The sequence below is a fragment of the Francisella sp. LA112445 genome (assembly GCF_012224145.1).
GTDB lineage: Bacteria > Pseudomonadota > Gammaproteobacteria > Francisellales > Francisellaceae > Francisella.
Map to the genome: position 1 here is coordinate 1,453,422 of NZ_CP041030.1, position 25,220 is coordinate 1,478,641.

Consider the following 25,220-nt stretch of genomic DNA (forward strand, 5'->3'; position numbering starts at 1 on the left):
GTGTTAGTTTAATTTTTTATTATAATATAGAGCCAAACATTGATTCTAGAAAAATACTACAATAGAGATATAGTCAACACATTCACATCTATAACTTTATTTATAATATCTATAGTATCTGCTAACCTTCTTATTAGGCTTTTCCATGAAGCTTATTCAAGAGGATTAGGAATAGATTCTATAATAAAATTTGTAATTCTAACTCTTCCAGAAAACGTAAGTTTAATAGCTCCGATAGCAATGTTCCTAGCTATTATTATTTGTTTTGGTAAATATTTCTCAAACAATGAAATGTTTGTAACTCTTGCTGGCGGTGTAACATGGATGGAAATAGTTAAAAACACTCTTAAACCGGCTGTAGTTTTAACTATTATAACTCTTATTACAACAATGTATCTCACGCCTCTTTCAAAGCAAACTTCTGACATTTATCAATCATCATTGTCAGCACAAGCATTATTATCATCCGTTACTGATGATAAAATTCTAAAAATTCCAGGTGGTCGAGTACTGTATATAAAAGACAAGTCTGGTAATAATCTGCGCAATGTATTTTTATACCAAAAAGATCCAAAAGAAAATGAATATAAAGTTATAACAGCCCCAAATGCAGAAATTGACTCTAACAGCAAAGCTGCCTATGTTGATTTTAAAAATGTAAACATCTATACGAGAAATCCACAAAACTTTGAATCAAGTTATGGTAAGGCAGATAAAGCTATTTATACAATTTATGACAATACCATCAGAGATTTCAACCATACCCGAGTTGATAGATACTATATGCACTCTCTAATAGAGAACTTTGACAATAAGGACATTGGAACTGCATGTGAGGGCGAGTTTTTCTCACGAATAAATAACTCCCTAGCGGTACTAGTAGCATCATTAATTGCTCTTGCTCTTTGTCGCTTAAGACCAAGACAAAATAAATATGCTAAATTACTACCTGCTGTTATAGTGCTAGCTATATACCTATGTACAAATATGTTTATTAATACCTGTATGACTAATGGATCGATACCTGTATGGATAGGAGTATGGCTACCTCATATAGTATTTGTAATATTTGCTGTTAGAGCTATTAGAAAACAAAATGGATCGTCTAGGAAAGGATAAATAATGTTATTAAATCGTATAGATCGTTATATTTTTAAAACTGTGTTTGGTAGCTTTCTAATAGTTACAATAATATTTTGTATTCTTTTTTTCATCTTTACCTACCTTGCCCAAGTAAGTAATAACAATGGTAATGCAAGTAACTTTGAGCTAATTATTAATACTTTTTATCAACTACCTGGAATACTTTATACACTGCTACCTGCATGTGCTATGGTTGGTGCCCTTATGGGGCTTAGTTTACTTGCTAACCATTCTGAAATAATTATCCTTAGAGCATCTGGACGCTCAACATTTCAAATAGCAAAGGGAGTGGTTTTAGTTGGTGTAATTGGTTCGTTAGTTACAATGGTTTTTGGTGGGTATATAGCACCCGTACTACAAAAAATATCAGATACAAACACTGTTGCATACAACACTCATGACCTATGGTTTAAAACTAAAGATGGTTTAATGAATATTGCTAACATTAATCCTCAAGAAAAGAAAGCTCATGGTATAAGAAAGTTTATTGTTGAAGACAACAAAGTTAAACAAATTCGTTATGCCCAAACAGCTAAATATACAAATGACACTGTAGCAGATGTGTATAACATAAGTACAATAACATTCCCAACTAAAGATGGGCAAAAACATATAAATGTAGAAAGTGGTATTAATAAAACAAACTGGTCAAACCCTATCCCAATATCAGTAGCTCAAGTAATCACTATTAATGATGATAACTATTTAAACTTTACTCAGCTAAGTATGTATATGTTTTCCCGCGGTCAAACCAACGATACTGCAATAGCTTTAAAATTCTGGCAAGAAATCTTCCAACCAATATCACTAATGGTTCTAATTCTATTATCAGTACCTTTAAGTATTGGTTCAACAAGATCTTCGACTTTAATAATAAAGCTAATCCTTGGTGCATTATTTGGTTTTGCATTTTTTATTATAAATCAGATTTTTGGACCTATTGCTTTAATCATGCATATTCCACCAATATTTGGAGCTGCAGGTCCAACAGTAGTTGCTTTAATATTACTAATTTATTTATTCATAAGGTCAAAAGAAACTTAATTAACATATGAACATATCAAAATATTCACTAGATAACGATTTAAATATATACATAAAAAAAGACTCTCGAGCGCCCGTAGTTTTATCACAAATATGGTACAAAGTTGGCTCTACATATGAACCTCAAAAACTTACTGGTATATCTCATATGTTAGAACATATGATGTTCAAAGGTACTGATAAGTATTCAAAAGATGATTTAAATAGCATTGTAGAAAATAACGGTGGCATCCAAAATGCTTTCACAAGCTTTGACTATACAGCTTATTATCAATTTTGGCATACAAAAAATCTTGAGCTTAGTTTATCTATAGAGTCTTCACGTATGGCAAATTTACTATTTGATGAGAATGAGTTTGCTCCAGAAAGAAAAGTTGTCTTAGAAGAGCGTAATCTACGTGTTGATGATAAAGCTTTTAGTTATGCTTTTGAGCAGTTTATGAAACTTGCTTATCAAAATAATTCGCGCCATACACCTATTATTGGTTGGCGAGAAGATATTGAAAACTATACTCTTAGTAATCTCAAAGACTGGTATCAACAGCATTATGCTCCAAATAACTCAAGCATTGTTTTAGTTGGTGACATAGATGAGAAATCAGCTATTGCAATGGCAAAAGACTATTTTGGTAACATCCCTAAATCAAACCTTAAAAATCATAGCAAAGAATCTAGCTTAATAAACTTTGGCTACAGGCATTCTCAAATTAAAAAATCACCAAATGATACTGATGCTGCAATATTAGGCTATATAACACCTTCTCTAACTACTGACTATGAAAGAAACGATCCCTTTGCACTTATGGTTCTAAATAATATTCTTGGGAGTGCTGATGCTGCAATATTGCAACAAAAGCTAGTACGTGAAGAAAACTTATGTTGCCATATAGATAGTGAATACTCACCGTTTATTAAAGGGGAAGATATATTTATTATCACAGCTATAGCTAATCATGATCAAGATTTAGAGAATATCCAAGAAAAGATAGAAAAAACTATAGATTATTTAAAAGTAGTAGGTATCTCTCAAGAGCAATTAAATCGAGCTAAAGTGACTATTAAAGCAGATAAGGTCTTTGCTATGGATTCTCTAGAAACTCAAGCAAATCTTATTGGTTCACTAGCTAGTATAAATCTTGATGTTGATTACTATAAATATTTAGAAAAGCTTTATGATGTGACTGTTGAAGATGTAAATCGCGTTCTCAATAAATATTTTAACAAAGAAAATCTTACATCCTTACACTTACTAAGAGATTAAACAATGACCGAAAAATTTAATATAGATAACACACTAATATATTTTCAAGAATCACATAGCCTACCAATGCTCGATATACAGCTAAACTTTAGAGCTGGCTCAGCATTTGATGGTAATTTGAATGGTCTAGCTGATCTTGCTGTAAGCATGTTTGCAACGAAGACTCAGATCTCTAGTGAACAAGAGCTTATAAATAAGATCACAGATATTGGTGTATCAATACATGCTGAAACTACTAAAGAATTCTTTAATATCAAAATTCGCTTACTAAATGATAGTGAAATTATTGATAAAACTATCAAGATCCTTAATGAAATATTTACAACTCCTGATTTTGATCAAGGTATATTAGATAGAGAAAAGATCCAAACCTTAACTCATATTAACTACCTAAATCAACAACCTAATTATCTAGCATCTTTAGAGTTCTCAAAAAATATTTTTGCGAATAACCCTTATAGTCATCCAGTTATTGGCTATGAAAGTAGTGTTAAGAATATAAGTATTGAAGATATAAAAGACTTCTTTAACGAATACATTTGTGCAAATAATTCTAATATATGTATCGTTGGAGCTATCAAAACGGATCAAGCAAAAGATATTTCTCAACAAATTCTAAACTCATTGCCTAAAGGTGTTAAAAATACTCTATCATTCGAACAAAAAGCAAATGATACAAAAACTATTAAGAAAACTTTTGATAGTAAGCAAACATCTATCTTGATGGGACATCAATTATTACTAGATATAAATGATCCTTTATATTTCCCAATAAAACTTGGTAATGAAATACTTGGTGGTGGTGGTTTAAATTCTCTGCTATTTAACAAAGTACGCGAAGAGCTTGGACTAGTTTATAATATTGGCAGTAATGCAAATCTTAATCCTGATTATGGTAGCTTTGTAATATCAGCTCAAACTAGTAACCCTAAACTCGCACTAGAGACTATCAATGATGTTTATAATAACTTCATCAAAAATATAGTCGATAATCAAACTCTAGAAAACTCTAAAAAACATATTGAAGGTACTCACCTACTTAGCTCTGTAAAGAATAGCTCAAAGTTAAATATGTTATCATCTATAGCAAACAAAGATCTCTCTATAAACTTCTTTGATACCTATGTTGAAAATATCAAAAATGTAACAGCTCAGCAAATACATGACTCATTCTTACAAATTCAACAAAATAAATTTATAACTGTAATGGTTGGAGATGTTTAACAGTGAAAACAAACACTATTCGTGTAATTTCTGGAAAATATAAAAACCGTAGACTTAAATTTCCTAGTATAAATGGCTTACGCCCTACTTCTGATCAGCTCAAAGAAACTATATTCAACTGGCTTACTCCTTATATACACGATAGTATCTGTATTGATGCTTTTGCTGGCAGTGGTAGCTTAGGTATCGAAAGCTTATCACGAGGAGCTGCGAAAGCTATATTTTATGAGCTTAATTTCAAAGCTTTACAGCAAATTAAAGATAATCTAAAAACGCTTGATATATTGAACTTTGAAATATCTAAAACAGATAGTATAAAAGCACTTGCAAAACTAGATATTAAAGGCTCTCAAATAATTATATTTCTTGACCCTCCTTTCAATAAGAATATAGTTCCTAAAGCACTAAACTCAATACTAGAAAACAAGCTTATTCCTCCAGGTTCTATCGTATATATTGAAACTGAAAAAGATGCAAAATACTCACTAGATAACTTTGATATTCTAAAAGAAAAAAGTACTTCTAATATTTGTGCAAAACTAATCATAAAAAAGATTTAATTTTAAAAAATAATCTCTAAAATATAGCCATCGATAAGCTATTGGAGATAGCGATGTACCATATTGGTATTACAGGACCACTAATTTTTACCATAATGTTTCTTTTAGGAATAATCGCTGAAAGTATGACTGGGGTTATATCCTCATCAAGAAGAAATATGGATGCCTTTGGTGTCGTTGCTATTGCCTTAACAACTGCTCTAGGTGGTGGTGTAGTAAGAGATGTGCTATTAGGTAATTTACCTGTAACTATTATGCTACATCCTCACTACATCGTTATTTGCTTATTTTTCTCAATAATTGCTATTTTTACACAGAAATATATAAATAAATTTTATAAAATATTTCTGATACTAGACTCAATAGGTCTTATTGCTTTTGCATATATTGGTAGTAGCATAGCTTATCATATATGTACTACTGTTTTTGCAATGCACTTTCTTAGCGTATTTATCGTTGGTATTGTTATTGCGATTCTTAATGGTGTGGCTGGAGGAATTATGCGCGATATGATTTGTAATGATATTCCAGTTGCATTTACATCTGAACTATATGCTTCTGTGGCTGGTATAGTTGGTGGAATGAATATCATCTTCATATATCTAAATATAAACTTATACATAAGTGCTGCGATAATAATAGGTATTGGATTAACTATAAGAATAATGTCTATAGTTTATAAATGGAAATTACCTATTATTTAATAACAAAATATAAATAAATTATGAAACTTATTAAAAGCCTATTATTAATTATTCTAATCATCCCTTGCTCTTTAATTGCCGAACAAAAAATAGTTAATGGTATTCCTATTAATATTTTAAAAGGCTCTAATTATGAGATGGGAAAAGAATATGGTCAGCAAATGCGTCCACAGATGCTAAAGTCTTTAAAGATCATTAAAGACTATTATATAAAGCAAAAAGGCCTAACATATAATGATTTGCTTAAACAAGCAAGTGAGCTTTACCATAGGTTTCCTAATAATTATAAGTCTATGATTAAAGGTGCTGCGAAAGGAGCTAAGATAAGCCTAAATGATGAAATAATACTTAATGGCATGGAAACCCTTGTTGCTATCAAAACAGCTAAACCAAAATTAAAAAGTGGTTGTGCATTTGCTTCTATTTCACAAAAAAATAGCTATTCAGGTAGTAGAATAATTCTTAGAGATTATGACTACTCTAAACCTTTTAATAAAATAAGCAAATTTTTGAGCATTACAACTTTTAATTTTAGCAAAGGATATCCTGTAGCCATTATCGCGATGCCGGGACAACTATATTGTCCGTCTTGTTTAAATAATAAAGGTGTATTTATAGAATTAAACAATGGCTTTTTATCTGGTGGTTCTTCTGTAAATTCAAATAATGAAACTATGCTTATACAAATGCTTAATATGTTAAGAACCTCTAAAAATATAGAGCAACTAAATAACAAACTAAAAGCAGCTCAATCTGATTTCTCATTAATAATTAATGCTGGAAATAATAACAAAGCAATCTCTTATGAATACTCTTCTACTAAGGGGCATAAAAAGGATAATATACATCCACATTCGAACTTTGTTGTTACTAATAACTTCTTAAGCCCTAAATGGGGAGACTTAGTACCAAAGCCAAATAAGAAAACTATGGGCTCGAGTATAACAAGAAGGATCAATCTTACAAAACTTATAGATAGTTATCAAAACATTGATATTCCTACAGCTAAAAAAATAATGAATACTGACATAAAAAATGGTGGGGCCAAAAATCCATATACAATTTACCAAATAATCTATGATACTAAGACGAAAAAACTATATCTGAATTTAGAAGATAATAAAGGTTGGCGAGAAGTTTCTTTTAAAGATATATTTTAGATACCACTATGAAAGCGAAATTCATTATCTGGAGATAATATAAGTTCTTTTTCTATCTCACCTATTCTTTTTATATCTTTACCTATATCTTTTGATGAATACTTCTCAGCAAAAGTTAGATAAATAGTAAAATGCCTTTTTTCAGACTCTAGTAACCCATTATAAAACTTCTGTAAATCTTGATCTAGAAATGGCGCGATTTTTGCAAATCTTTCGCAAGATCTAGCTTCAATATATGCTCCTATTATTAACGCATCTATAAATCGTCCCTCTTTATCTGTACGAGCTGCTTTTATAAGTTGACTAGCATATCTTGATGCTGAAATAGCCTTATATTCAATATTGCGTTTTTTTAAAATGCGCATTACTTGCTCAAAGTGCACAAGTTCTTCTCTAGCTATCTTTGACATTCTTGTCACTAAGTCATGCTTATCAGGATGTCGATAAATATATGTCATTGCTGATGAAGCCGCCTTCATCTCACAGTGAGCATGATCTATAAGCATCAGTTCAATATTATCTAAGGCACTCTTCACCCACTGATCAGGAGTTTCACATAGTAAGAAGTTTTCTATTGTCGCAAAATTAGCATATTGAATTTTTGTCATTTATAAATTTATATATTTCTATAAGAAAATACCCAATATTATATACATAAAAATGGCGATTTTATATTAAAGTATCTCGAATATTTAACAAGAATATCTTGTAGTAAAATATAGTCACAGTGTATATTTATCAAATTGAAATTATCAACTAAAACTCAAAGAATAGCTTTATTGCCGTATAAACAAACATCTAAATAAACTTTACAATCTTGTAATATTCAATAAAAATAGTGTAAACTAAACGTCCTTTTTGGCAAAAGATAGACAAATGATTAAACAAGAAGATAAACTTAAACTCGTTTCAAAAGCAATAGAAGCATTTCATAATGCGTATGCTCCATATTCAAATTTCAAAGTAGGATCTGCTTTACTTATGAAAAATGGTGAAATAATTTTAGGTGCAAATATTGAAAATTGTGCCTATGGTCCATCAAACTGTGCTGAACGTTCAGCATTATTTAGTGCATATAGTCAAGGTTACACTAAAAATGATATCTCTATGATAGCTGTTGTAACAGATACGCCAAGAGCCTCGACTCCTTGTGGAGTTTGTCGTCAAGTGATAGCTGAACTAATGTCTAAAGATTGCCCCATTATTTTATCAAATTTAGATCAATCAGATATTAGAGAAACAGATATTGAAAAGCTTCTACCTGATAGCTTTGTTTTATCTTAAAGTTACTTGTTTAAAATAATTTTTACTCTTAACAAAACTTATACCGATGATAAGATTATTTTACTGTTTTTAGTATATTTTTGATTTACATAGTACAAATACTTCATATATAGTCTAATTAGTTCAGATATATTAATAAAAGAATATGAAGATATTTCGACACCTTTATGCCCAAGTATTATTAGGAATATTGATAGGGGTTTTGCTTGGTATATTCACACCGAATATTGCAACATCTCTAAAACCTTTTGCCGATGTTTTTGTTAAGCTTATTAAGCTTATGATTGCGCCTATAATATTCTTAACCTTAGTTTCAGGTATTGCCGCAATGAAGGATCTTAAGACAGTAGGTAAGATTGGTGGAATAGCCCTACTTTACTTTTTTGCTATGACTATAGTTGCTCTAATTATTGGTATGGTTACAGCTAATCTACTTCATCCAGGATTTGGTATGAATATTGACCCGAACTCTTTAGATGCAAGCGCTGCAAAATCATATATGGGAAATGTTGAGCATGTTGAAAATATCCAAGATTTTTTTATGAACATTATCCCTCATACATTTGCTGGTGCTTTTACTGATGGTGATATTTTACAAGTTCTTTTTGTTTCAATATTATTTGCTGTTGGACTAGTATTATATGGAGATGAAAGCAAACCTATACTCGATGCCATCCAGAGTCTGTCAAAAGTCTTTTTTAAGATTATTCACGTTATTATGCATTACTCCCCAATTGCCGCTTGTGCAGCTATTGGATATACCATCGGCACATATGGTGCTGATACATTGTTAGGCTTACTTGGCTTATTACTATGCTTTTATGTTACTTGTTTTTTATTTTTAATTGTCTTTCTAGGAGCCATACTTAGACTATATTGTGGAATTAGTATTTTTAAACTATTGGCCTATATCAAAACTGAAATATTTATTGTTTTGGGAACATCTTCATCTGAAACTGTATTACCCAACCTTATGGAAAAACTAGAGAATTTAGGATGTAATAAATCAGTTGTTGGTCTAGTAATACCAACAGGTTATTCATTTAATCTTGATGGTACAGCTATATATTTATCATTAGCCGCGATATTTATAGCTCAGGCACTTGGCATTGACCTTACATTAGGTCAGCAGATATTTATGCTTCTAATCATGGTAATTAGCTCAAAAGGCGCTGCTGGAGTTACAGGTAGTGGATTTATAATACTAGCAAGTACTCTTAGTGCTCTTGGGGTTGTACCTGTAGCTGGAATTGTAATTATCTTAGGGATAGATAGATTTATGTCTGAAGGCAGAGCAATTACAAATATGATAGGTAACTCAATAGGAACAATAATTATATCTAAATGGCAAGGTCAATTAGATATAAATAAATTAAGAAAAGAGTTAAATTATTGAGCATTTTCACTTTAGACAGTTTCTAAATCAATACCCTTAGTTTCAATACCAAATTTTTTAGTTACTATAGCTCCTAAAATAGAAGTAATTACTAATATTACAAGCAACATATCAACTCCAATAACAGATATTAATATAGGAAATAAAAATGCGGCTATTATAGCTCCAATCTTTGCAAAAGATGCTGCAAAGCCGGCACCCTTACCTCTAGCATGTGTAGGAAATACTTCTCCAGCTATTACATATGTTTGCGCATTTGGTCCAATATTTGTCATAAACTGGAAGATGATGAACCCTAAGAATATTAGTATAATATTGTTATCCGTCATATGTCCTGCCATAGCAACAGCTAAACCTACTGCACAACCTATAAAGCCAAATATTTGTAATTTCACTCTACCTAGGTAATCAGACAGAAATATCGCAAAAACAATTCCTAAAAAGAAAAATACATCAATAAATGCTGAACCTTTCGCAGCTAATATCTCATTATTAATAACATCATTTACAGTTTTAACATCTACTTTTGAGCCTATTGTCACTGTTAATATTAACGGTAAAAATACCCCTATACCATAAGTTCCTAGATCTTGAATAAACCATGGTAGTGATGCAAAAATCGTTTGCTTTCTATATTTTGTAAATAATGATTTATATGAACTTCCTCTTTCTATCTCTGTAACTGCATTAGGGTCTTTTTTCTTGATTCTAATAACTTTAGGATATCTTGGTCGTCTGTTTAATAGAGAACCTAGAGCTCTTTCAGCTTTTTTGTATTCACCTTTCGTCACTAAGAAATGTGGACTTTTAGGAATAAAGAATCTCCCAACAACTACTAGAATAGCCGGAATAATAGCAATCGAATACATAACCTTCCATGCATTAACCGATGGCATTTCGACTAAAACAAGCCAACCTATAAGGGTACCTACAAGAGCTCCAACTGCTTGAAAAGCAAATGCTCCTAAAACCAGCTTCCCTCTATTTCTACTTGGAATAGTCTCTGAGATCATTAAATGAGCTGTTGGGTAGTCACAACCTAGGGCAATACCTGCAATCAGCAACATTATAAATAAGGCTATAAAACTACTAGATAGACAAACACCTATTATGCATATTAAAAATATAATCATCTCAATAATGAACATATTTTTCCTACCATATTTATCAGATAGGCTTCCAAGCAAAGATGCTCCAATAAGTATCCCAACTAAAGTTGCTGAACCTATCATACCTTTTTGCATATTACTAAGTTGAAAATCATAAGCGATTAGATGTAAAGCAATACCTGTCATAAAGACAATCATTCCTTCAAAGAATTTACCTGCTGTAGCTAGTAGCCAAATAAACCACTGCATGCTAGAAAGAGGAATAAGATTAACTTTGGTTCCATCCGGCCATACTGGTTCTTCATCTAAATATTGTTGAACTGACTTTTTCTTAATTTTTGACTTAAAACTGGCTTCTTCAGATTTTTCTTCTTTCCCCACGACTATCCCTTAATATTTGTTTATTTACCTTTTTTCCTGCTTAATATAACAATAAAATCAACCTAAAAATATAGCTTTATCAAAAATAAAATTGTTTTAAATAAAGCTATTGACTTTTTCAAAACTACTCAAATCTAGTTGTTTTAGCTTGATCAAAATAATTATATACTTTCTTACCTGTATTTAGCTCCTTAATGGATATCTCGGCCTTATATTTAGACTCATCAGGAACTATAACTTTACCATCTGGATTTTCTGCACTCTGAATTTTTAGATTATCCACAGTTTTTGTGCTTAATTGATAAGGTTTAATAGTATAGTTAACTTTTTGCCCTTTTAACGCTTCATATAAGACTCTACCATCAGTATGAGGCAAAGATAAACCTAAAATATATGCGATAGTAGGTGCTAAATCAACGTTGCCTGTTGGCATCTCATCTGTAAATTTTGATTTAAAACTTGGTCCATATGCAACCAAAGTATTATGTACATCTATAGGACTAAATGATCCATGCATACCTCTATCACTACCATCACTATTAAATTCTGTTCCTACGTAGCCTTTAACTCTAGCAAAAGAATTGAAGTTACTGCCTACGATAATATCAGGATTTCTTTTTGATTTATTCTCTAAATGAACTAAGCTTAAAGGGAAAGTTCCAGGAATATCACCATAACGCTTGCCATCAATAAAAATCACGCCAAACTCTTGCCTTGATTGTAAAAACTTGACTAGCTTCTCTATTAGTGACTTATTATGACTAGGAACATATAAATATGTACTTCCTCCATTCGCTGCTACGATTACACTATTCTTAGGAAGCTTATTAGGAATCTTGTACGATGGAGTTGTATATTTGATTCCTAGATCCGCATGTCTATGACCATTAGTATCAGACTCTTTTACACTTCCTCCACATACTTTACCTGTCGTATCATACTTTGTTGGATATACATGTTTACCATCTTTTGTAATACCTGATAAAACAGGATCATACTGACAACCTTCGCCATCAAATGCTTGAAATCCGGCTCTTGTTAATAAATCTGCAGGTCTAAAATCACCAGATACAGAATATCCATTGATTTCATTGATAGCTCCAACAGTTTTAGTCTTTTCATTTATATCTCTTAGAGGAAAATCTCTTAATGAAGCCGATACGTTACTATGAGCATGATCTGAAACAACAATCAGATCTGTTTTTTCCCATAAATGCTCTTTCTTTAATTTATCAACCAATAATCCTAATAAATAATCTTGATTTTTTAGAGCATCATAATATGCAGCAGACCCAACACCATAATTATGCTCCGTAGTATCAGGATTGCGTAACCATACAACACTTAATTGTGGTTTAGCATATGGCATTACCTCATTTAAGTAGCTTTTCATAAGATATGTATTATCTTTAGTATACGGTGAAGTAATTCCAGCAACTGGATCTGATGTTACACCATCTTTTAGTGTTGCTACTTTACCATATCCAGTAGGATTTGCATTCTCTTTTAAATTAAAATCTTTATAAGCATATCTTGTATCATAAGGTAAGATATATCCCTTATCTTTTAGATATTTTGCAAAAGTTTCTGGATATACATGCTTTTCATCAAAAATAACTCCTCCAGAGTCATGATCTTGCATAAAAGCGGCACCTGACTTACCAACAGCTGCAGTTTTCATACCGTTTTTCTGAGCTTGTTGAAATAATGTTGTGACTTCTAGCAAAGGCTCCTCTGGAACACTATTTAAATCTTGTAGTATTTTATAATCCTCTGTAAATACAGGTGCTTTAAAATTAACTTGATGGTCAGCAGAATCAATACCTTTTGCTTTTGGTTGCCATAGAGTATTACCATAAAACCCTGTTTTTCCAGCAAAATCACCTGTAGCAAAACTTGAAGCATTCATCATTGTAAATGTTGGATAGCTAGAGTGATTATCATTAAACCAAACACCTTTTTGTGTAAGGTTGTATAAATTAGGTGTTATATTTGGCGATACAGAATCCGGTCGTAAACCATCCCACACAAAAATAACAACATTCGGCTTATCGTTAAGCTTACTATTATTTGATGATGGGATTTGGACATTTGATGCTGCTAAGCAGGTCGATGCTACCGTTAGACTTAACGCACCTATCTTTATTATTTTCCTCACGATTTTATCTCCTTATGATTAAAACAAAGTTTTTTCATGTTCAGTTTATTAAACTAAAAAACCATGAACCATAAAGTTTTTTCAAAAAGAAAAATAGTATAGATATCCCGCGACAATTTCTGTATAATAATTAACCTAATTTTGAAAAAAAGATAATCTCGAAAAAAATTGCAACATTGTATATTTCGTTTAACCAAAATACAAGTTTTTACAGCTTAAAACTTTATAACTCTATCAAAGCTATCTAAAAGCTTAGCATTATGTGTAATAAATATAACTGTCTTGTCGATCATAAGCTCTTGTAAGTTTTTAAATACTAATTTTTCAGTTTCTTTATCAAGACCTTCTGTTGGCTCATCTAAAATCAAAATAGGCTTATCCTGTAAAAAAGCTCTAGCAAGAGCAAGACGTTTTTGCTGCCCTCCAGAAAGGTGTTTACCTAACTCACCTGTCCAAGTATCTAAACCTCTTGGTAGCGACTCTAGATATGTTTTTAATTGAACTTTTTCTAAAACAAGGCTAAGCTCTTCATCTGTAGCATCTGATTTAGCAAGCAATAGATTTTCTCTAATAGTTGTATTAAAAATATGCGGAGACTGATTTATAATAGTCATTTGTTCTCTTAGCTGCTCTTCGCTAAACTCTTTAATATCCTTATCCCCAATAAAAATTTCACCACTGTTTATATCCCAAAATCTAGCTAATAAGTTAATTACTGTTGATTTACCTCTGCCAGTTGGAGCAAAAAGAGCAATTTTTTCATTCGCTTGAATTTCTAATGAAAAATCTTTTAATACAAGTTGTTCTGTTGTATAACCAAAACAGACATTTTTAAAGCTAATATTAGATTTATTAATATCCAATCTATTTTCAGGAAATACTACATCAGGCTTTGCATCAGTAATATTTAAAATCCTTTTTGATGCTGATAATGTTTTACCTAAATATTGATATGCTAAAGGCAATGGTACTATCGATTCGAAGACTGCCATAACTGCAAGAAATATTAAAGCGATAAAAGCACCATTGATGTACCCTTGTTGAGTTAATTTAACAGCAAATATACTTACCATAACAACAGTTAAACCTAATGCTAAAGTCATTAAGGCACTACCTAAGCCACTTATTATGCTAATTTTCTCTTCTTGCTTAAGTAAGTTTGAATTTTGCTGTCTAATTTTCTCAAAATGTTTACCTTCTAAATCAAAAATCCTCAATTCAGCAAGAGAGTTTACATGCTCTGTAATATCAGTTTTTAGCTCTGCACTAATACTATTAAGATTATATGACTTTTTCATAGCTAGTAGACTACTAAATAAAGGAATGATAAAGCCTATAAATAGCAAAGCTATAAATGTTAGTAGCGCTAAAGTAAAACTAAAGAAACAAAATAGTAAAGCAACAGTTATTGAGGCTAAAATAAATACTACAGTTGGTGATAAGATACGCACATATAAATTATCTAAAGCGGCAATATCATTGACTAATCTTGTAAGTAAATCACCACTTTTATATTTGTATAAATGTGATGGTGCTAGAGGCTCAAGCTTTTCATAAAACCACACACGTACATCTGTTAAGATTCTAAATGTAGCCTCATGAGTTAAAACTCTCTCGCCATATCTACTAACAATTCTGCCTAAAGAAAAAGATCGCACTCCAGCAGCTGGATAAAAATAATTAAATGATGTTGCTATTGCATATGTTGTTGTAGCTAAATAGCCAGTATATGAGATAAACCAACCTGACAATGACATCAATCCAATACCCATGAGTATCGCAGACCATGCTAATAATGTGCCTAGCAACATCCATTGAGTTTGATTTTTGAATAGTTTTACAAATGGAATTAAATTTTTCATGCTGTCACCTCATTTTTATAGAAGTGATAAAAGTCACTATTTTCATTACTAACTAACTCATCAAAAGTGCCAACTTCAGAGATCTTGCCATCATTTAAAACAACTATTTTATCAACACATTCTAGAAAACTTAGTTTATGCGTTAACATAATAACAGTCTTATTCTGCCAGTTCTGGACTAATGAGTTAATAATTTTCTCTTCACTAACTTTATCTAAACTTGCTGTAGGTTCATCTAAAATTAAAATATCATGCGGTTTTAAATATGCTCTAGCTAAAGCAAGTCTTTGAGCTTGCCCTCCTGATATTCCTATATTTTGCTCACCAATTTGTGTTAGAAGCCCTTTATCTAAAGAATCAATAAAATCTTTAAGATCAGTATCGACAACTGCTTTATTAATCTCATCGTCTGTAGCATTTGAATTTGCTAATAAAAGATTTTCTTTAATAGACCCTTTAAATAAAGAAGAATTTTGTCCAAGCCAAGAAATATTTCTTAACCAAGATTTTTCCTCTATTTTATTAAGATCAATTTCATTATTAATCAAAATCTTACCTTGATACTCAATAAAACCAAGTAGGGTATTTATCAAAGTGGTTTTACCAGCACCACTAGCTCCAACTAATGCAATTTTTTCACCATTTCTTATATCCAAAGAAATATTATTGATTGCTACCTTCTCATCATACTTAACCGTTAAATTTTGTATAGAAATACTGCCTACTTTATCGTTTAAAATATTATCTCTTTCAACTGATGATGGTTTCATCTCAAAAATCTTTGCTATTTCTAAAGCAGCACCCACAGCTTCAGCTTTTGCATGATAATGAGTACTTAGCTCTCTCAATGGCATAAAAAACTCAGGAGCTAATAAAAGAATAAACAAAGCTCCTTGAAGATTTAAATTATGCAGAGCCCACCAAATATTATTATCAGCTCCAGCATTTATAAATCCCATACCTAAATATATAGCTACTATAGCAATAGAAGCCGCCGCAAAAAGTTCTAAAACAGCTGATGATAAAAAAGCTATTTTTAAAACTTTCATTGTTCTAACTCTATAATTATCTGAAGCTTCATATATTTTTTGATTATGTAATTTACTTTTATTAAATAACTTTAAGGTTGTAAGACCTTTTAAAGTATCTAAGAAAGTCATACTCATTCTAGCTAAAGTTTTAAAATGCTTCTGATTCTCAGATTCTGCACCTAAACCAACGATTATCATAAAAAGAGGTATTAATGGCGCACATATTAACAAGATAACTCCACATACTATACTTTGTGGAAATATAAAAACTAATATAGCTAAAGGCATCAATCCTGAAAGTGTTATCTGCGGTAGAAACTTAGTTAAGAACCCTGTCAACCCCTCAACCTGCTCCATTGCACTACTAATTATATTAGCGTTTGATGTTTTACTTAGCTGTATAGGTCCTAACTTATTGATATGTTCTATAATGTCTTCACGAACTTGTTTTTTAACAATAACAGCTGCTTTATAACTAACTATCTCTCTTAGCCAGCTTAAACCTGCTCTAATAAAAACAATCAAGACTATCATTATAAAATAGCTACTTAGCTGTCCTAAACTCGCTTTTTGTAAATAAGCATCATAAGAGATATGTGCTAATAAATACAATTGTCCTATCAACAACATCCCACTCAAGAATGCTATCATTACTGTTAACTTAATCCACCTTTTAGCTGGTAGAGCTGCCTCTTTGAGCCAACTTCTAGCTGATTTTTTCTCTTCTTTTGAAGCTTCTGAAATCATTATTGAGAGTTTTATCTATAATATTAACTTGCGTGAATTATAACATAATCATATATAAACTTTGCGTATTAGTAGCATATAACCTTTTTAAAATATAGCAAATCCAATAGTTTTATGGTAATTTTCATATTGGAGAGATTAAAATTAAGTGAGGTAGAAATGAGAAACAAATACTTATCTCTAGTTGTATTAGGTTTAATGAGTTTTCCCTTATTATCCCAAGCATATCAACAAACTGTTTATACAAGTAATTCAACCGCATCAACATCAAGTGAACAATGCCAAACTTGTCAAACAGCTGATGATATCCAAGCTGAAGAGGCAAAAGCTAAACTTAACAAATTTGATGACGAAGTACATGGACAAGATACAAATAATGTTGCGCAAGCAGCAAATGGAATGAGTTAATAACTTTTTCAAGGAGAGAAGTTGTGAAAAATAAATATATTAAACTATTATGCTTAACTCTTACCGCATTTCCATTAATAGCAAATGCATCACAAAATAATATACCTGCAACACCATCACAGGATAATTCATCATATAGTGCAGGGAAAAAATTAGGTAGCGCTGTTAGTGACAGTCAAGCAACGATGCAAAAATATTATCAAAAGAGCTCAGATTCTGTTAAATCAGCAGCAGAAGAAACTAAAAATAGTACTTATAAATTAGCTAACAATATATCTAGCGGTGCTGATAAAGCTGAAGTAGCTATGAGAAATAAGGCTCACGAATCTGCAGCTTATATGGAGCATGTCTCTAAAGATATCCAACAAGATTTCTCTAATGCATCTAAAGCCGTTATTAATAGCTCAGATAAAGCAAAAAAATCGATCGTTAATAAAGCAAATCAGGCGTCAGAGTCTCTTGATAAAACAGCCACAGATACAAAAAACAAAGCTAAAGACTTTAAAAAAGGCTTTGAAAATGGAAAAAGCGAACCATCAAAACCCGCTCCATTTTAGTTTAAAGTTATTAGAATAGATGGTAAAACTACTATGAAAAAACATCTAAAAAGAATAATAGGCAAATTAAATATACCCCTTATTATTTTATTACTACTAGTAGGTTCTATAATTTTAATAGCTAATATGAAAAACGAGAATGTCGCTAAAGCAAAAGACAAAGTCAACTCTGCTGTAAATGATATTTCAAAAAAGTTAAATAATGCTGCCCAAGATAGTAGTAATTCTGTTGATTAGCTTCACCTAAATATAAAAATTGTAGGATTAATACCTATTTTTGTAACTACTTTATAAAGAAGATGTATATTCCAATATATCATTGATAAGCTAGATGCTATTGCTAAACCATATACACCACCATATATTGTAAAAATAACTCCAAATACAATATTTATTATCAAAGCTGTGTAAAAAGCAAAGCATGTAGTTTTTTCAAACCCTGCCATATTAAGAATTGTAGCAACACACCCTGAGACAACATTTACAATCTGACCAATCATTAAAATACAGAATATAAAGTACGAAACCACATACTCTTTTCCATAAAGTAAAGTAATTGGATAACCACATATTATAAGTCCAACTATAGCAAATATAGACAAAATAAATATAATCCGAGTATATGAAGTTATTTTCATCTGAAACTCTTCTTTTGAGCAATTTTTATAATCATCTGCAATTTGTGATAAAACATTTGAGTTAACAGCATTTAGAACAAAACTAACAAGAGCTCCTAACTGTAAGGCTACTCCATACAATGCAACATTTGCAGGTATAGATAAGCCTTTAAGAATTATAATATCTACTTGCGACAACAATAAAAGTCCCCATTGCATAAAAGCAAAAGATAAATTACTTCCTGTTGGCTTTCGACTTTCAAAGGTATATTTTGATGTTTGTAAAAGCCATACTGTTGTTATATAGACAGTCATAAAGATCATCATACAACCAACAAGCATTGCTGTATTTGAAATATAAAAAAACATAAAAGATGCTGTTAGAATCAGCATTATTACTCTCAATCCAAGTTGCAGCAAGTTAGCAACAACTACTACTCGTTTTGCTACGAAAAATGATTGGAATATATTTGCCATAAAAAATGGAATAGCAAATAAAAGTGCAAAGTTTTCTACATAATTATCATTACTTTCACGATGATTGTAAAAAACAATAATAACTATTACCAGAATAATAAATGCAAAACCCCTTTTAAAGTACCAGTTATGTACTAAGAAAGTTTCTTTGTTTCTCTCAAATCCTTCTAAATCAGATTTACCCCAAGTTCTAGCTAATATTCCTCCAGCCCCCATAGTAGCAATAACAGCTAATATAGTAGCCACAGTAACCCCAAAAATATAATAACCATAATCACTAATATCTAAATGACGTGCTAACAGTATAGCTGTAATAAATGCACAAGCTTGTCCTAAAGCTTGTACTACCATAGTCTGTAGTGATTTTGATAATATTTGGTTAGAAAGTATTTTCTTTATCAACGTTTCTTGAAAAAAATTAATTTACCAAAATTTTAACAGCAAAATTGAGATAATATAAGAGTAATTCTTTTTTATTTAGAGTTATTAAATGTTTCTAAAGCTAATGCTAGAGATCCCTTAACACCTGTATTATCTCCAAATGATGCAGGAACTATGAAGTTTTCCATATTTTTCAATGCTGGATAATCAAGATAACCATTTAAATATTGAGCTACATTCTTACGTACCATATCAAAAAGGATAGTTTTATGCATAACCCCACCTCCTAAAATTATCTTCTCAGGAGAAAAAGCATATATATAGTTTACAAGAGCTTTTGCCAAATATTCTGCTTCAAATTGCCAAGCAATATGATCATCTGCTAGCTTCGCTGCAGTGTCAACTTGCCATCTTTTATTTATTGCTGTACCAGATGCTAGACCTTCAACACAATTACCATGAAACGGACAACACCCAGCATAATTATCATTAGGATTTTGTGGTATAACTAAATGACCAATCTCAGGGTGCATTGCTCCTTGTACTAGCTGGTTATTGCATATGATACCACCACCAACACCTGTACCAACAGTTAAATATAGAAGATTATCCAAGCCCTTAGCACATCCCCATAGATGTTCGCAAATAGCTGCTGCATTTACATCTGTATTAAAGCCTATAGGTCCTGAATAAACTGATTTAATAGCGCTAACTATATCAAAGTTTTGCCAAGCAATTTTGGGAGTATTTGTAATATAACCATAAGTTTCAGATTTCGTATTAATATCAATTGGTCCAAAGCATCCAACACCTACGGCATGTATATCATATTCGCTTTGATATCCTTTCAAAATTTCTAAGACTTCAGCCATCGTTTGTTCAGGAGTTGTTGTATCTGTACGATGACGCTCTATAACATTACCATCGATATCACCAATAGTTGTAAAAAATTTCGTGCCTCCTGCTTCTATACCAGCCAAATGCATACGTTATTCTCCATCCTTATAAAATAATTTAATCATACAACTGTCTATTATTATTATAATTAAGGATAAAAACAATAAGTAATTTTTAAATATTATCGTTTTCTACGATAGCAAGTGAGATCTGGCTTTCTTTATTATGATATTTACCAATTGAATTGACCGATGTACATTCGTGCTCTAAGACTTTTGTAGACTCTGGAAGTATACCTTTATAATTAGTAACACAACCGTTAAAAAATAAAAGAACTTTCTCATTTTGAGGTAAGACATTCTGATAGTTGTATATTAGATGTGGTTTATATTTAGAAAATGCAGCCACAAATGAATCATTAGTATATAGCATTGGCTCTTTATTATATTTTGACCAAAAGCTATCTGCCTTTATTGCTGGACCAGCCCCTACATTATCAGATAAGAAAATATCATTAAAATACTTTGCAGTACTATAAGATGTGAAGATTATAAGTTGTAAAACTATTAGTACTATAATAAGCCTTTTAAAGTTAATCCCTTTGACTTGCGTTAAGTTTAAAAACTTATATAAAGCAGGTAAAAATAAAGGCATAAGAACTAAAGTCCAGCCACCAGGAAGCTCTCCTGAATAACTTTGTAATAAACAAAATACTATAAAAGGAAATAGCCAAGAGAAAACCATAGGATTCTTAAGATTTGATAAAAACTTATAGTTAGTGAAGCTTATTTTTTTTACTATTAAGAAAAAACAAACTATAACTATTGCACCTAAAACATAGACTATTGGCAATATGTTGTGTAACTCAGCATTTACTAGTTTTGCAATAAGATTATCCTTAACTAAAGAATGCGACGCCCCTGAACCACTGACAAAAGCCCATAATATTGGTGAATAATTATGCTCAACAATACCTATCACCGCAGGGATCATAAGTATACAAAATAAAATTGCTGAGAAGATTAGCTTTGATAAATACTCTTTCTTAAAAGAAAAAATAATATATACAAACATACCTGCTGATAAGAGTAACATCTCAAACTTTGCATAAACACCTAACGCTGTAAATATTGTTAGTAATATCCAGTCTTTAGTCATATTAGATTTTTTTACTAATAAGAAATAATAAGTTCCAATAACCCAAAATGGTAACAATATTATATTTTGATCGTAAGATAAGAAATATCTGAAAAGATAAAAGCCACTAAAAGTTGTCGCCATAACTAATAATGCAGACTCTTCTTCTGAGAAATAAAGTCTACAAATCTTATACATATAAATCAAAGAGGCCAAAACACATAGACCACTAGCTAAAGATGCCATTAATATATAATTTCCAAATGTTACAAAAGAAACTATTTTTATAAATAAGGCACCTAAACCAGGATGTTTATAATACATTACATCAAGATGGTTCGACCATGCGACATTCTCTGCAACAGCACCTACAATGCCATATTTATTATAAAACAAAGTAGTCAACCCAACCCAGATAAATAAATATCCAAATATATAAACTGAAAGAGGTCTATTTATCCTATCTTTTAAATGAGGCTTCATTTTTTACACTCCACTAAGTTATTTCAAAAACTAAGATTAGCAAGCTCATAGTTAAATATAAAACTTATGGCTAATTTTAAATCAATATATTTTAATCACAAAAGTATATCATACTCTAAATACAGCTTTGTGAAATTTTAAACTACACTCTCGAAATATCGTTCGTCCTGAGAGCTATTTAGAAATAACTTTTATTTAAAGAAAGTAATTTGTTGAAAAAAGAAAACTAAAACAAGGATTTAGTAAAGTTAAAGAAATATTATTTAATAACCGAGACACCACCCATATAGTTTATGAGAGCTTCAGGAACCATAATAGAGCCATCTTCTTGTTGATAATTCTCTATAACAGCTAATAATGTTCTCCCAACAGCTAAGCCTGAACCATTTAGAGTATGGACTAATTTTGGTTTTTTCATTGATGGATCTTTATATCTAGCTTTCATTCTACGAGCTTGGAAGTCACCACACCAACTACAAGAAGAGATTTCTCTATAAGTATTTTGAGATGGTAACCAAACTTCTAAATCATAAGTTTTCTTAGCACTAAAGCCCATATCACCTGTACATAGCTTCATTACTCTATAAGGAAGGTTCAGCTTTTGCAGTACTTTCTCTGCATGAGAAGTTAAAAGCTCCAGAGACTCTTCACCTTTCTCTGGAGTTGTAATATGTACTAGCTCAACTTTCTCAAATTGATGTTGACGAATCATGCCCTTAGTATCTCTACCATAAGAACCAGCTTCACTTCTAAAACAAGGGGTATGAGCTGTATAATATCTAGGTAAAGATTCAGTATCTAATATCTCATCTCTAACCAGATTTGTAACAGGAACTTCAGCAGTAGGTATCAAGCTATATTCAAAATCACCTTCTAATTTAAAAAGATCCTCCGAGAATTTTGGTAGTTGACCAGTACCATACAAACTATCATTATTAACCATATATGGCACATAAACCTCTTCATAGCCATGCTTTTCTGTATGCATATCAAGCATAAACTGAGCTAAAGCACGATGTAGCTTAGCTATTTTACTTTTCAAAACAACAAAGCGACTACCTGTAATTTTTGCTCCTGCTTTAAAATCGATCATCTTAAGTATTTCACCAATATCAGCATGGTCTTTCGCCTTAGCTTGAGGGTGAAATTCTCGAGGAGTTCCCCACTTTCTTATTTCAACATTCTCATTCTCATCTTTACCAATAGGAACATCACTTGCTGGAATGTTTGGCATGCCTAATAAAGTATCATTAATATCTTCAAGTAAAGCTTTTAGATCTTTTTCAACTATTTTAAGCTCTTCATTTATCTCATTAACTTTGGTAAAAATATCACTAGCATCTTCACCTTTAGCTTTTCTTTTACCAATTTCTTTTGAAATAGTATTTCTGTCAGCTTGAAGTTCTTGTGTTTTTTCTTGCAATAGTTTTCTCTTTGCTTCCTTTGCTTCAAATTCTGCGATATCAAACTTATAGCCTCTTGTTGCAAGTTTTTCAGCTACTTCTTGTAGATTATCTTTGATATATTTTGCATCAAGCATTTCTTCTAAAATCCTTATTTTTCAAATTTAAAAATAGTTTTGCCTGTCATTTCCTTAGGCTGAGGTATTCCCATTACATTAAGTATAGTTGGCGCAATATCAGAAAGCTTGCCATCTTTGATAGCAACTTCAGCTTCTTTATGACCGACATATACAAACGGTACAAGGTTTGTTGTATGAGCTGTATGAGGTTTTTGCGTCTCTGGATTTAGCATCATATCTGCATTACCATGGTCAGCTGTGATAAACATATTGCCATTATGCTCAAGTATCACGTCTTTTAATTTAGCTAAACATTGATCAAGATACTCTATCGCACGCATAGCTGCTTCATAGTTTCCTGTATGGCCAACCATATCAGAGTTAGCATAGTTACACATTATACAGTCATACTTACCACTTTTTATAGCTTCAACTAGCTTATCTGTAACCTCTGGCGCTGACATTTCAGGCTGTAAATCATAAGTAGCTACTTTTGGAGATGGAATCAAGATTCTATCTTCACCCTCGAATTGATCCTCCTTACCACCATTAAAAAAGAATGTCACATGAGGATACTTTTCTGTTTCTGCTATTCTTAGTTGTGTTTTATGATTTTTCATTAATACTTCACCTAGAGTATTAACTGGCTGTTCTGGAGGAAATGCCACAGCACATTCAAGCTTAGAGTCGTACTCTGTAAGTGTTGTGAAGTTTATATTTAAATGCTTTGGTCTTGAGAAACTATCAAAACTTTTATCAACAAAAGCATGACTAATCTCTCTAGCTCTATCAGCTCTAAAATTCATAAAGATAACACTATCATTATCTTGGACCTTAACTAATTTATCATCTTTTTTAATACAAGTTGGTATTACAAATTCATCAGACTGATCACGAGCATATGATTGTTCTAACGCTTCAAGAGCATTATTATATATAAATTCAGCTTCTGCATTTGCTATAGCATTATAAGCTTTTTCAACTCTATCCCAACGATTATCTCTATCCATTGCATAGTATCTTCCAGAAACACTAGCTATATATCCTAAGTTTAGATCTTGTAGTAACTTATCAGCTTTTTTGATAGACTCCTCTGCAGATCTAGGAGGGGTATCTCTACCATCTAAAAATGCATGTAGATAAACTCTTTTAACACCTTTCTGCTTAGCTATCTTTATCATCTCAAAAATATGCTCTTCATGAGAGTGAACTCCTCCAGGAGAAAGCAATCCCATCAAATGCAAACTTGAATCATTTTGTTTAACATTTTCTATAGCATCACAAATAGCTTTATTTTCACCGAAAGTCTTTTCTTCTATAGCTTTGTCAATTTTTGTAAGTTCTTGATAAACCACCCTACCAGAACCTATATTTACATGCCCTACTTCAGAATTACCCATCTGACCTCTAGGAAGACCTACTGACAGACTAGATGCATTAATAAGAGTTTTTGGAAATTCTTGCCAGATGCTATCCCAAGTTGGAGTGTTTGCATTTTTAATAGCATTAAAGTAGTCACTCTCGCTATAGCCCCAGCCATCAAGAATCACTAATAGAGTAGTTTGCTTCATAAATTATCCTCAAAAAGTTTTAACTTTTGAAATCATTTTTTTCAATACAAAGCTAATTATAACTTTATATTTAAAATTTGTCTGCTTTGATACGAAAGTTTTAATT

General features: G+C 31.4%; 22 protein-coding genes. 12 read left to right on the plus strand and 10 right to left on the minus strand.

Annotated features, from left to right (window positions below):
* The first annotated feature begins 39 nt into the window (after positions 1-39).
* From lptF to FIP56_RS07170, 7 genes are read left to right on the plus strand one after another with little or no spacing between them, the layout of a single operon-like run.
* Entirely contained in the window at positions 40-1,119 is a 1,080-nt protein-coding gene (gene lptF / locus FIP56_RS07140) for an LPS export ABC transporter permease LptF (protein WP_192578244.1), read from the plus strand.
* A 3-nt stretch (positions 1,120-1,122) separates the two neighbouring features.
* Positions 1,123-2,187, plus strand: coding sequence for an LPS export ABC transporter permease LptG (lptG, locus tag FIP56_RS07145; protein WP_192578245.1), 1,065 nt, complete (start codon positions 1,123-1,125; stop codon positions 2,185-2,187).
* A 7-nt stretch (positions 2,188-2,194) separates the two neighbouring features.
* The gene (locus FIP56_RS07150) at positions 2,195-3,448 is read left to right on the plus strand and encodes a pitrilysin family protein (RefSeq protein ID WP_192578246.1); all 1,254 of its coding nucleotides are present in this window, start codon (positions 2,195-2,197) and stop codon (positions 3,446-3,448) included.
* A 3-nt stretch (positions 3,449-3,451) separates the two neighbouring features.
* A complete protein-coding gene (locus tag FIP56_RS07155; protein WP_192578247.1) occupies positions 3,452-4,672 on the plus strand; it encodes a pitrilysin family protein in 1,221 nt (406 codons plus the stop codon).
* A gap of 2 nt (positions 4,673-4,674) precedes the next feature.
* The gene (gene rsmD / locus FIP56_RS07160) at positions 4,675-5,232 is read left to right on the plus strand and encodes a 16S rRNA (guanine(966)-N(2))-methyltransferase RsmD (RefSeq protein ID WP_192578248.1); all 558 of its coding nucleotides are present in this window, start codon (positions 4,675-4,677) and stop codon (positions 5,230-5,232) included.
* A 53-nt stretch (positions 5,233-5,285) separates the two neighbouring features.
* On the plus strand, positions 5,286-5,936 hold the full coding sequence (locus tag FIP56_RS07165) for a trimeric intracellular cation channel family protein (RefSeq protein ID WP_192578249.1): 651 nt from the start codon (positions 5,286-5,288) through the stop codon (positions 5,934-5,936).
* Positions 5,937-5,956: 20 nt separating this feature from the next.
* Positions 5,957-7,096, plus strand: a complete 1,140-nt coding sequence (locus tag FIP56_RS07170) for a C45 family autoproteolytic acyltransferase/hydolase (RefSeq protein ID WP_192578250.1) — start codon at positions 5,957-5,959, stop codon at positions 7,094-7,096.
* Here FIP56_RS07170 and FIP56_RS07175 read toward each other — a convergent pair.
* The gene (locus tag FIP56_RS07175) at positions 7,093-7,704 is read right to left on the minus strand and encodes a tRNA-(ms[2]io[6]A)-hydroxylase (RefSeq protein WP_192578251.1); all 612 of its coding nucleotides are present in this window, start codon (positions 7,702-7,704) and stop codon (positions 7,093-7,095) included. The genes FIP56_RS07170 and FIP56_RS07175 overlap by 4 nt on opposite strands.
* A gap of 268 nt (positions 7,705-7,972) precedes the next feature.
* Here FIP56_RS07175 and cdd point away from each other — a divergent pair, with 268 nt between their 5' ends.
* Both cdd and dctA read left to right on the plus strand, forming a co-directional pair.
* Positions 7,973-8,380 carry a cytidine deaminase gene (gene cdd / locus FIP56_RS07180; RefSeq protein ID WP_192578252.1) on the plus strand — a complete coding sequence of 136 codons (408 nt, stop codon included), beginning with the start codon at positions 7,973-7,975 and terminating at the stop codon, positions 8,378-8,380.
* A 145-nt stretch (positions 8,381-8,525) separates the two neighbouring features.
* Positions 8,526-9,776 (plus strand): C4-dicarboxylate transporter DctA, encoded by a 1,251-nt coding sequence (dctA, locus tag FIP56_RS07185; RefSeq protein ID WP_192578253.1) that lies wholly within the window; start codon positions 8,526-8,528, stop codon positions 9,774-9,776.
* A gap of 11 nt (positions 9,777-9,787) precedes the next feature.
* On the opposite strand, the gene FIP56_RS07190 is transcribed toward dctA, so the two are convergent.
* The 4 genes from FIP56_RS07190 to cydD form a co-directional block, all read right to left on the minus strand.
* On the minus strand, positions 9,788-11,266 hold the full coding sequence (locus FIP56_RS07190) for an MFS transporter (RefSeq protein WP_209451833.1): 1,479 nt from the start codon (positions 11,264-11,266) through the stop codon (positions 9,788-9,790).
* Between the two features lie 124 nt (positions 11,267-11,390).
* The gene (locus FIP56_RS07195) at positions 11,391-13,424 is read right to left on the minus strand and encodes an alkaline phosphatase family protein (protein WP_192578254.1); all 2,034 of its coding nucleotides are present in this window, start codon (positions 13,422-13,424) and stop codon (positions 11,391-11,393) included.
* A gap of 215 nt (positions 13,425-13,639) precedes the next feature.
* Positions 13,640-15,286, minus strand: a complete 1,647-nt coding sequence (gene cydC / locus FIP56_RS07200; RefSeq protein WP_192578255.1) for a cysteine/glutathione ABC transporter ATP-binding protein/permease CydC — start codon at positions 15,284-15,286, stop codon at positions 13,640-13,642.
* Complete coding sequence (cydD, locus tag FIP56_RS07205) at positions 15,283-17,064, minus strand: cysteine/glutathione ABC transporter permease/ATP-binding protein CydD (RefSeq protein ID WP_192578256.1); 1,782 nt, start codon at positions 17,062-17,064, stop codon at positions 15,283-15,285. The genes cydC and cydD overlap by 4 nt, the downstream gene beginning before the upstream one ends.
* A 159-nt stretch (positions 17,065-17,223) precedes the next feature.
* Here cydD and FIP56_RS07210 point away from each other — a divergent pair, with 159 nt between their 5' ends.
* Genes FIP56_RS07210 through FIP56_RS07220 form a run of 3 tightly spaced genes read left to right on the plus strand, consistent with a single transcriptional unit; the run spans position 17,224 to position 18,266 of the window.
* The gene (locus FIP56_RS07210) at positions 17,224-17,472 is read left to right on the plus strand and encodes a hypothetical protein (RefSeq protein WP_192578257.1); all 249 of its coding nucleotides are present in this window, start codon (positions 17,224-17,226) and stop codon (positions 17,470-17,472) included.
* A 23-nt stretch (positions 17,473-17,495) separates the two neighbouring features.
* Positions 17,496-18,029: a hypothetical protein gene (locus tag FIP56_RS07215; protein WP_192578258.1), complete on the plus strand. Its 534-nt coding sequence runs from the start codon at positions 17,496-17,498 to the stop codon at positions 18,027-18,029.
* Between the two features lie 33 nt (positions 18,030-18,062).
* Positions 18,063-18,266, plus strand: coding sequence for a hypothetical protein (locus tag FIP56_RS07220; protein WP_192578259.1), 204 nt, complete (start codon positions 18,063-18,065; stop codon positions 18,264-18,266).
* A gap of 2 nt (positions 18,267-18,268) precedes the next feature.
* On the opposite strand, the gene FIP56_RS07225 is transcribed toward FIP56_RS07220, so the two are convergent.
* From FIP56_RS07225 to gpmI, 5 genes are all read right to left on the minus strand, one after another.
* A complete protein-coding gene (locus FIP56_RS07225) occupies positions 18,269-19,525 on the minus strand; it encodes an oligosaccharide flippase family protein (protein ID WP_192578260.1) in 1,257 nt (418 codons plus the stop codon).
* A 71-nt stretch (positions 19,526-19,596) separates the two neighbouring features.
* Positions 19,597-20,490, minus strand: coding sequence for an ROK family protein (locus FIP56_RS07230; protein ID WP_192578261.1), 894 nt, complete (start codon positions 20,488-20,490; stop codon positions 19,597-19,599).
* A gap of 85 nt (positions 20,491-20,575) precedes the next feature.
* Positions 20,576-22,021, minus strand: a complete 1,446-nt coding sequence (locus FIP56_RS07235; protein ID WP_192578262.1) for a glycosyltransferase family 39 protein — start codon at positions 22,019-22,021, stop codon at positions 20,576-20,578.
* A gap of 259 nt (positions 22,022-22,280) precedes the next feature.
* Positions 22,281-23,561 carry a serine--tRNA ligase gene (gene serS, locus FIP56_RS07240; RefSeq protein ID WP_192578263.1) on the minus strand — a complete coding sequence of 427 codons (1,281 nt, stop codon included), beginning with the start codon at positions 23,559-23,561 and terminating at the stop codon, positions 22,281-22,283.
* 14 nt (positions 23,562-23,575) lie between these two features.
* On the minus strand, positions 23,576-25,114 hold the full coding sequence (gene gpmI, locus FIP56_RS07245; RefSeq protein WP_192578264.1) for a 2,3-bisphosphoglycerate-independent phosphoglycerate mutase: 1,539 nt from the start codon (positions 25,112-25,114) through the stop codon (positions 23,576-23,578).
* Positions 25,115-25,220 lie beyond the last annotated feature (106 nt).

Excerpts from the sequence above, each read along its gene's own strand:
- cydC (WP_192578255.1), bottom strand. The coding sequence starts at position 15,286 with ATGAAAAATTTAATTCCATTTGTAAAACTATTCAAAAATCAAACTCAA.
- serS (WP_192578263.1), bottom strand. The coding sequence starts at position 23,561 with ATGCTTGATGCAAAATATATCAAAGATAATCTACAAGAAGTAGCTGAA.
- FIP56_RS07165 (WP_192578249.1), top strand. The coding sequence starts at position 5,286 with ATGTACCATATTGGTATTACAGGACCACTAATTTTTACCATAATGTTT.
- FIP56_RS07150 (WP_192578246.1), top strand. The coding sequence starts at position 2,195 with ATGAACATATCAAAATATTCACTAGATAACGATTTAAATATATACATA.
- FIP56_RS07220 (WP_192578259.1), top strand. The coding sequence starts at position 18,063 with ATGAAAAAACATCTAAAAAGAATAATAGGCAAATTAAATATACCCCTT.
- FIP56_RS07210 (WP_192578257.1), top strand. The coding sequence starts at position 17,224 with ATGAGAAACAAATACTTATCTCTAGTTGTATTAGGTTTAATGAGTTTT.
- FIP56_RS07170 (WP_192578250.1), top strand. The coding sequence starts at position 5,957 with ATGAAACTTATTAAAAGCCTATTATTAATTATTCTAATCATCCCTTGC.
- cydD (WP_192578256.1), bottom strand. The coding sequence starts at position 17,064 with ATGATTTCAGAAGCTTCAAAAGAAGAGAAAAAATCAGCTAGAAGTTGG.
- dctA (WP_192578253.1), top strand. The coding sequence starts at position 8,526 with ATGAAGATATTTCGACACCTTTATGCCCAAGTATTATTAGGAATATTG.
- FIP56_RS07235 (WP_192578262.1), bottom strand. The coding sequence starts at position 22,021 with ATGAAGCCTCATTTAAAAGATAGGATAAATAGACCTCTTTCAGTTTAT.
- FIP56_RS07230 (WP_192578261.1), bottom strand. The coding sequence starts at position 20,490 with ATGCATTTGGCTGGTATAGAAGCAGGAGGCACGAAATTTTTTACAACT.
- gpmI (WP_192578264.1), bottom strand. The coding sequence starts at position 25,114 with ATGAAGCAAACTACTCTATTAGTGATTCTTGATGGCTGGGGCTATAGC.
- FIP56_RS07175 (WP_192578251.1), bottom strand. The coding sequence starts at position 7,704 with ATGACAAAAATTCAATATGCTAATTTTGCGACAATAGAAAACTTCTTA.
- lptG (WP_192578245.1), top strand. The coding sequence starts at position 1,123 with ATGTTATTAAATCGTATAGATCGTTATATTTTTAAAACTGTGTTTGGT.
- FIP56_RS07155 (WP_192578247.1), top strand. The coding sequence starts at position 3,452 with ATGACCGAAAAATTTAATATAGATAACACACTAATATATTTTCAAGAA.
- cdd (WP_192578252.1), top strand. The coding sequence starts at position 7,973 with ATGATTAAACAAGAAGATAAACTTAAACTCGTTTCAAAAGCAATAGAA.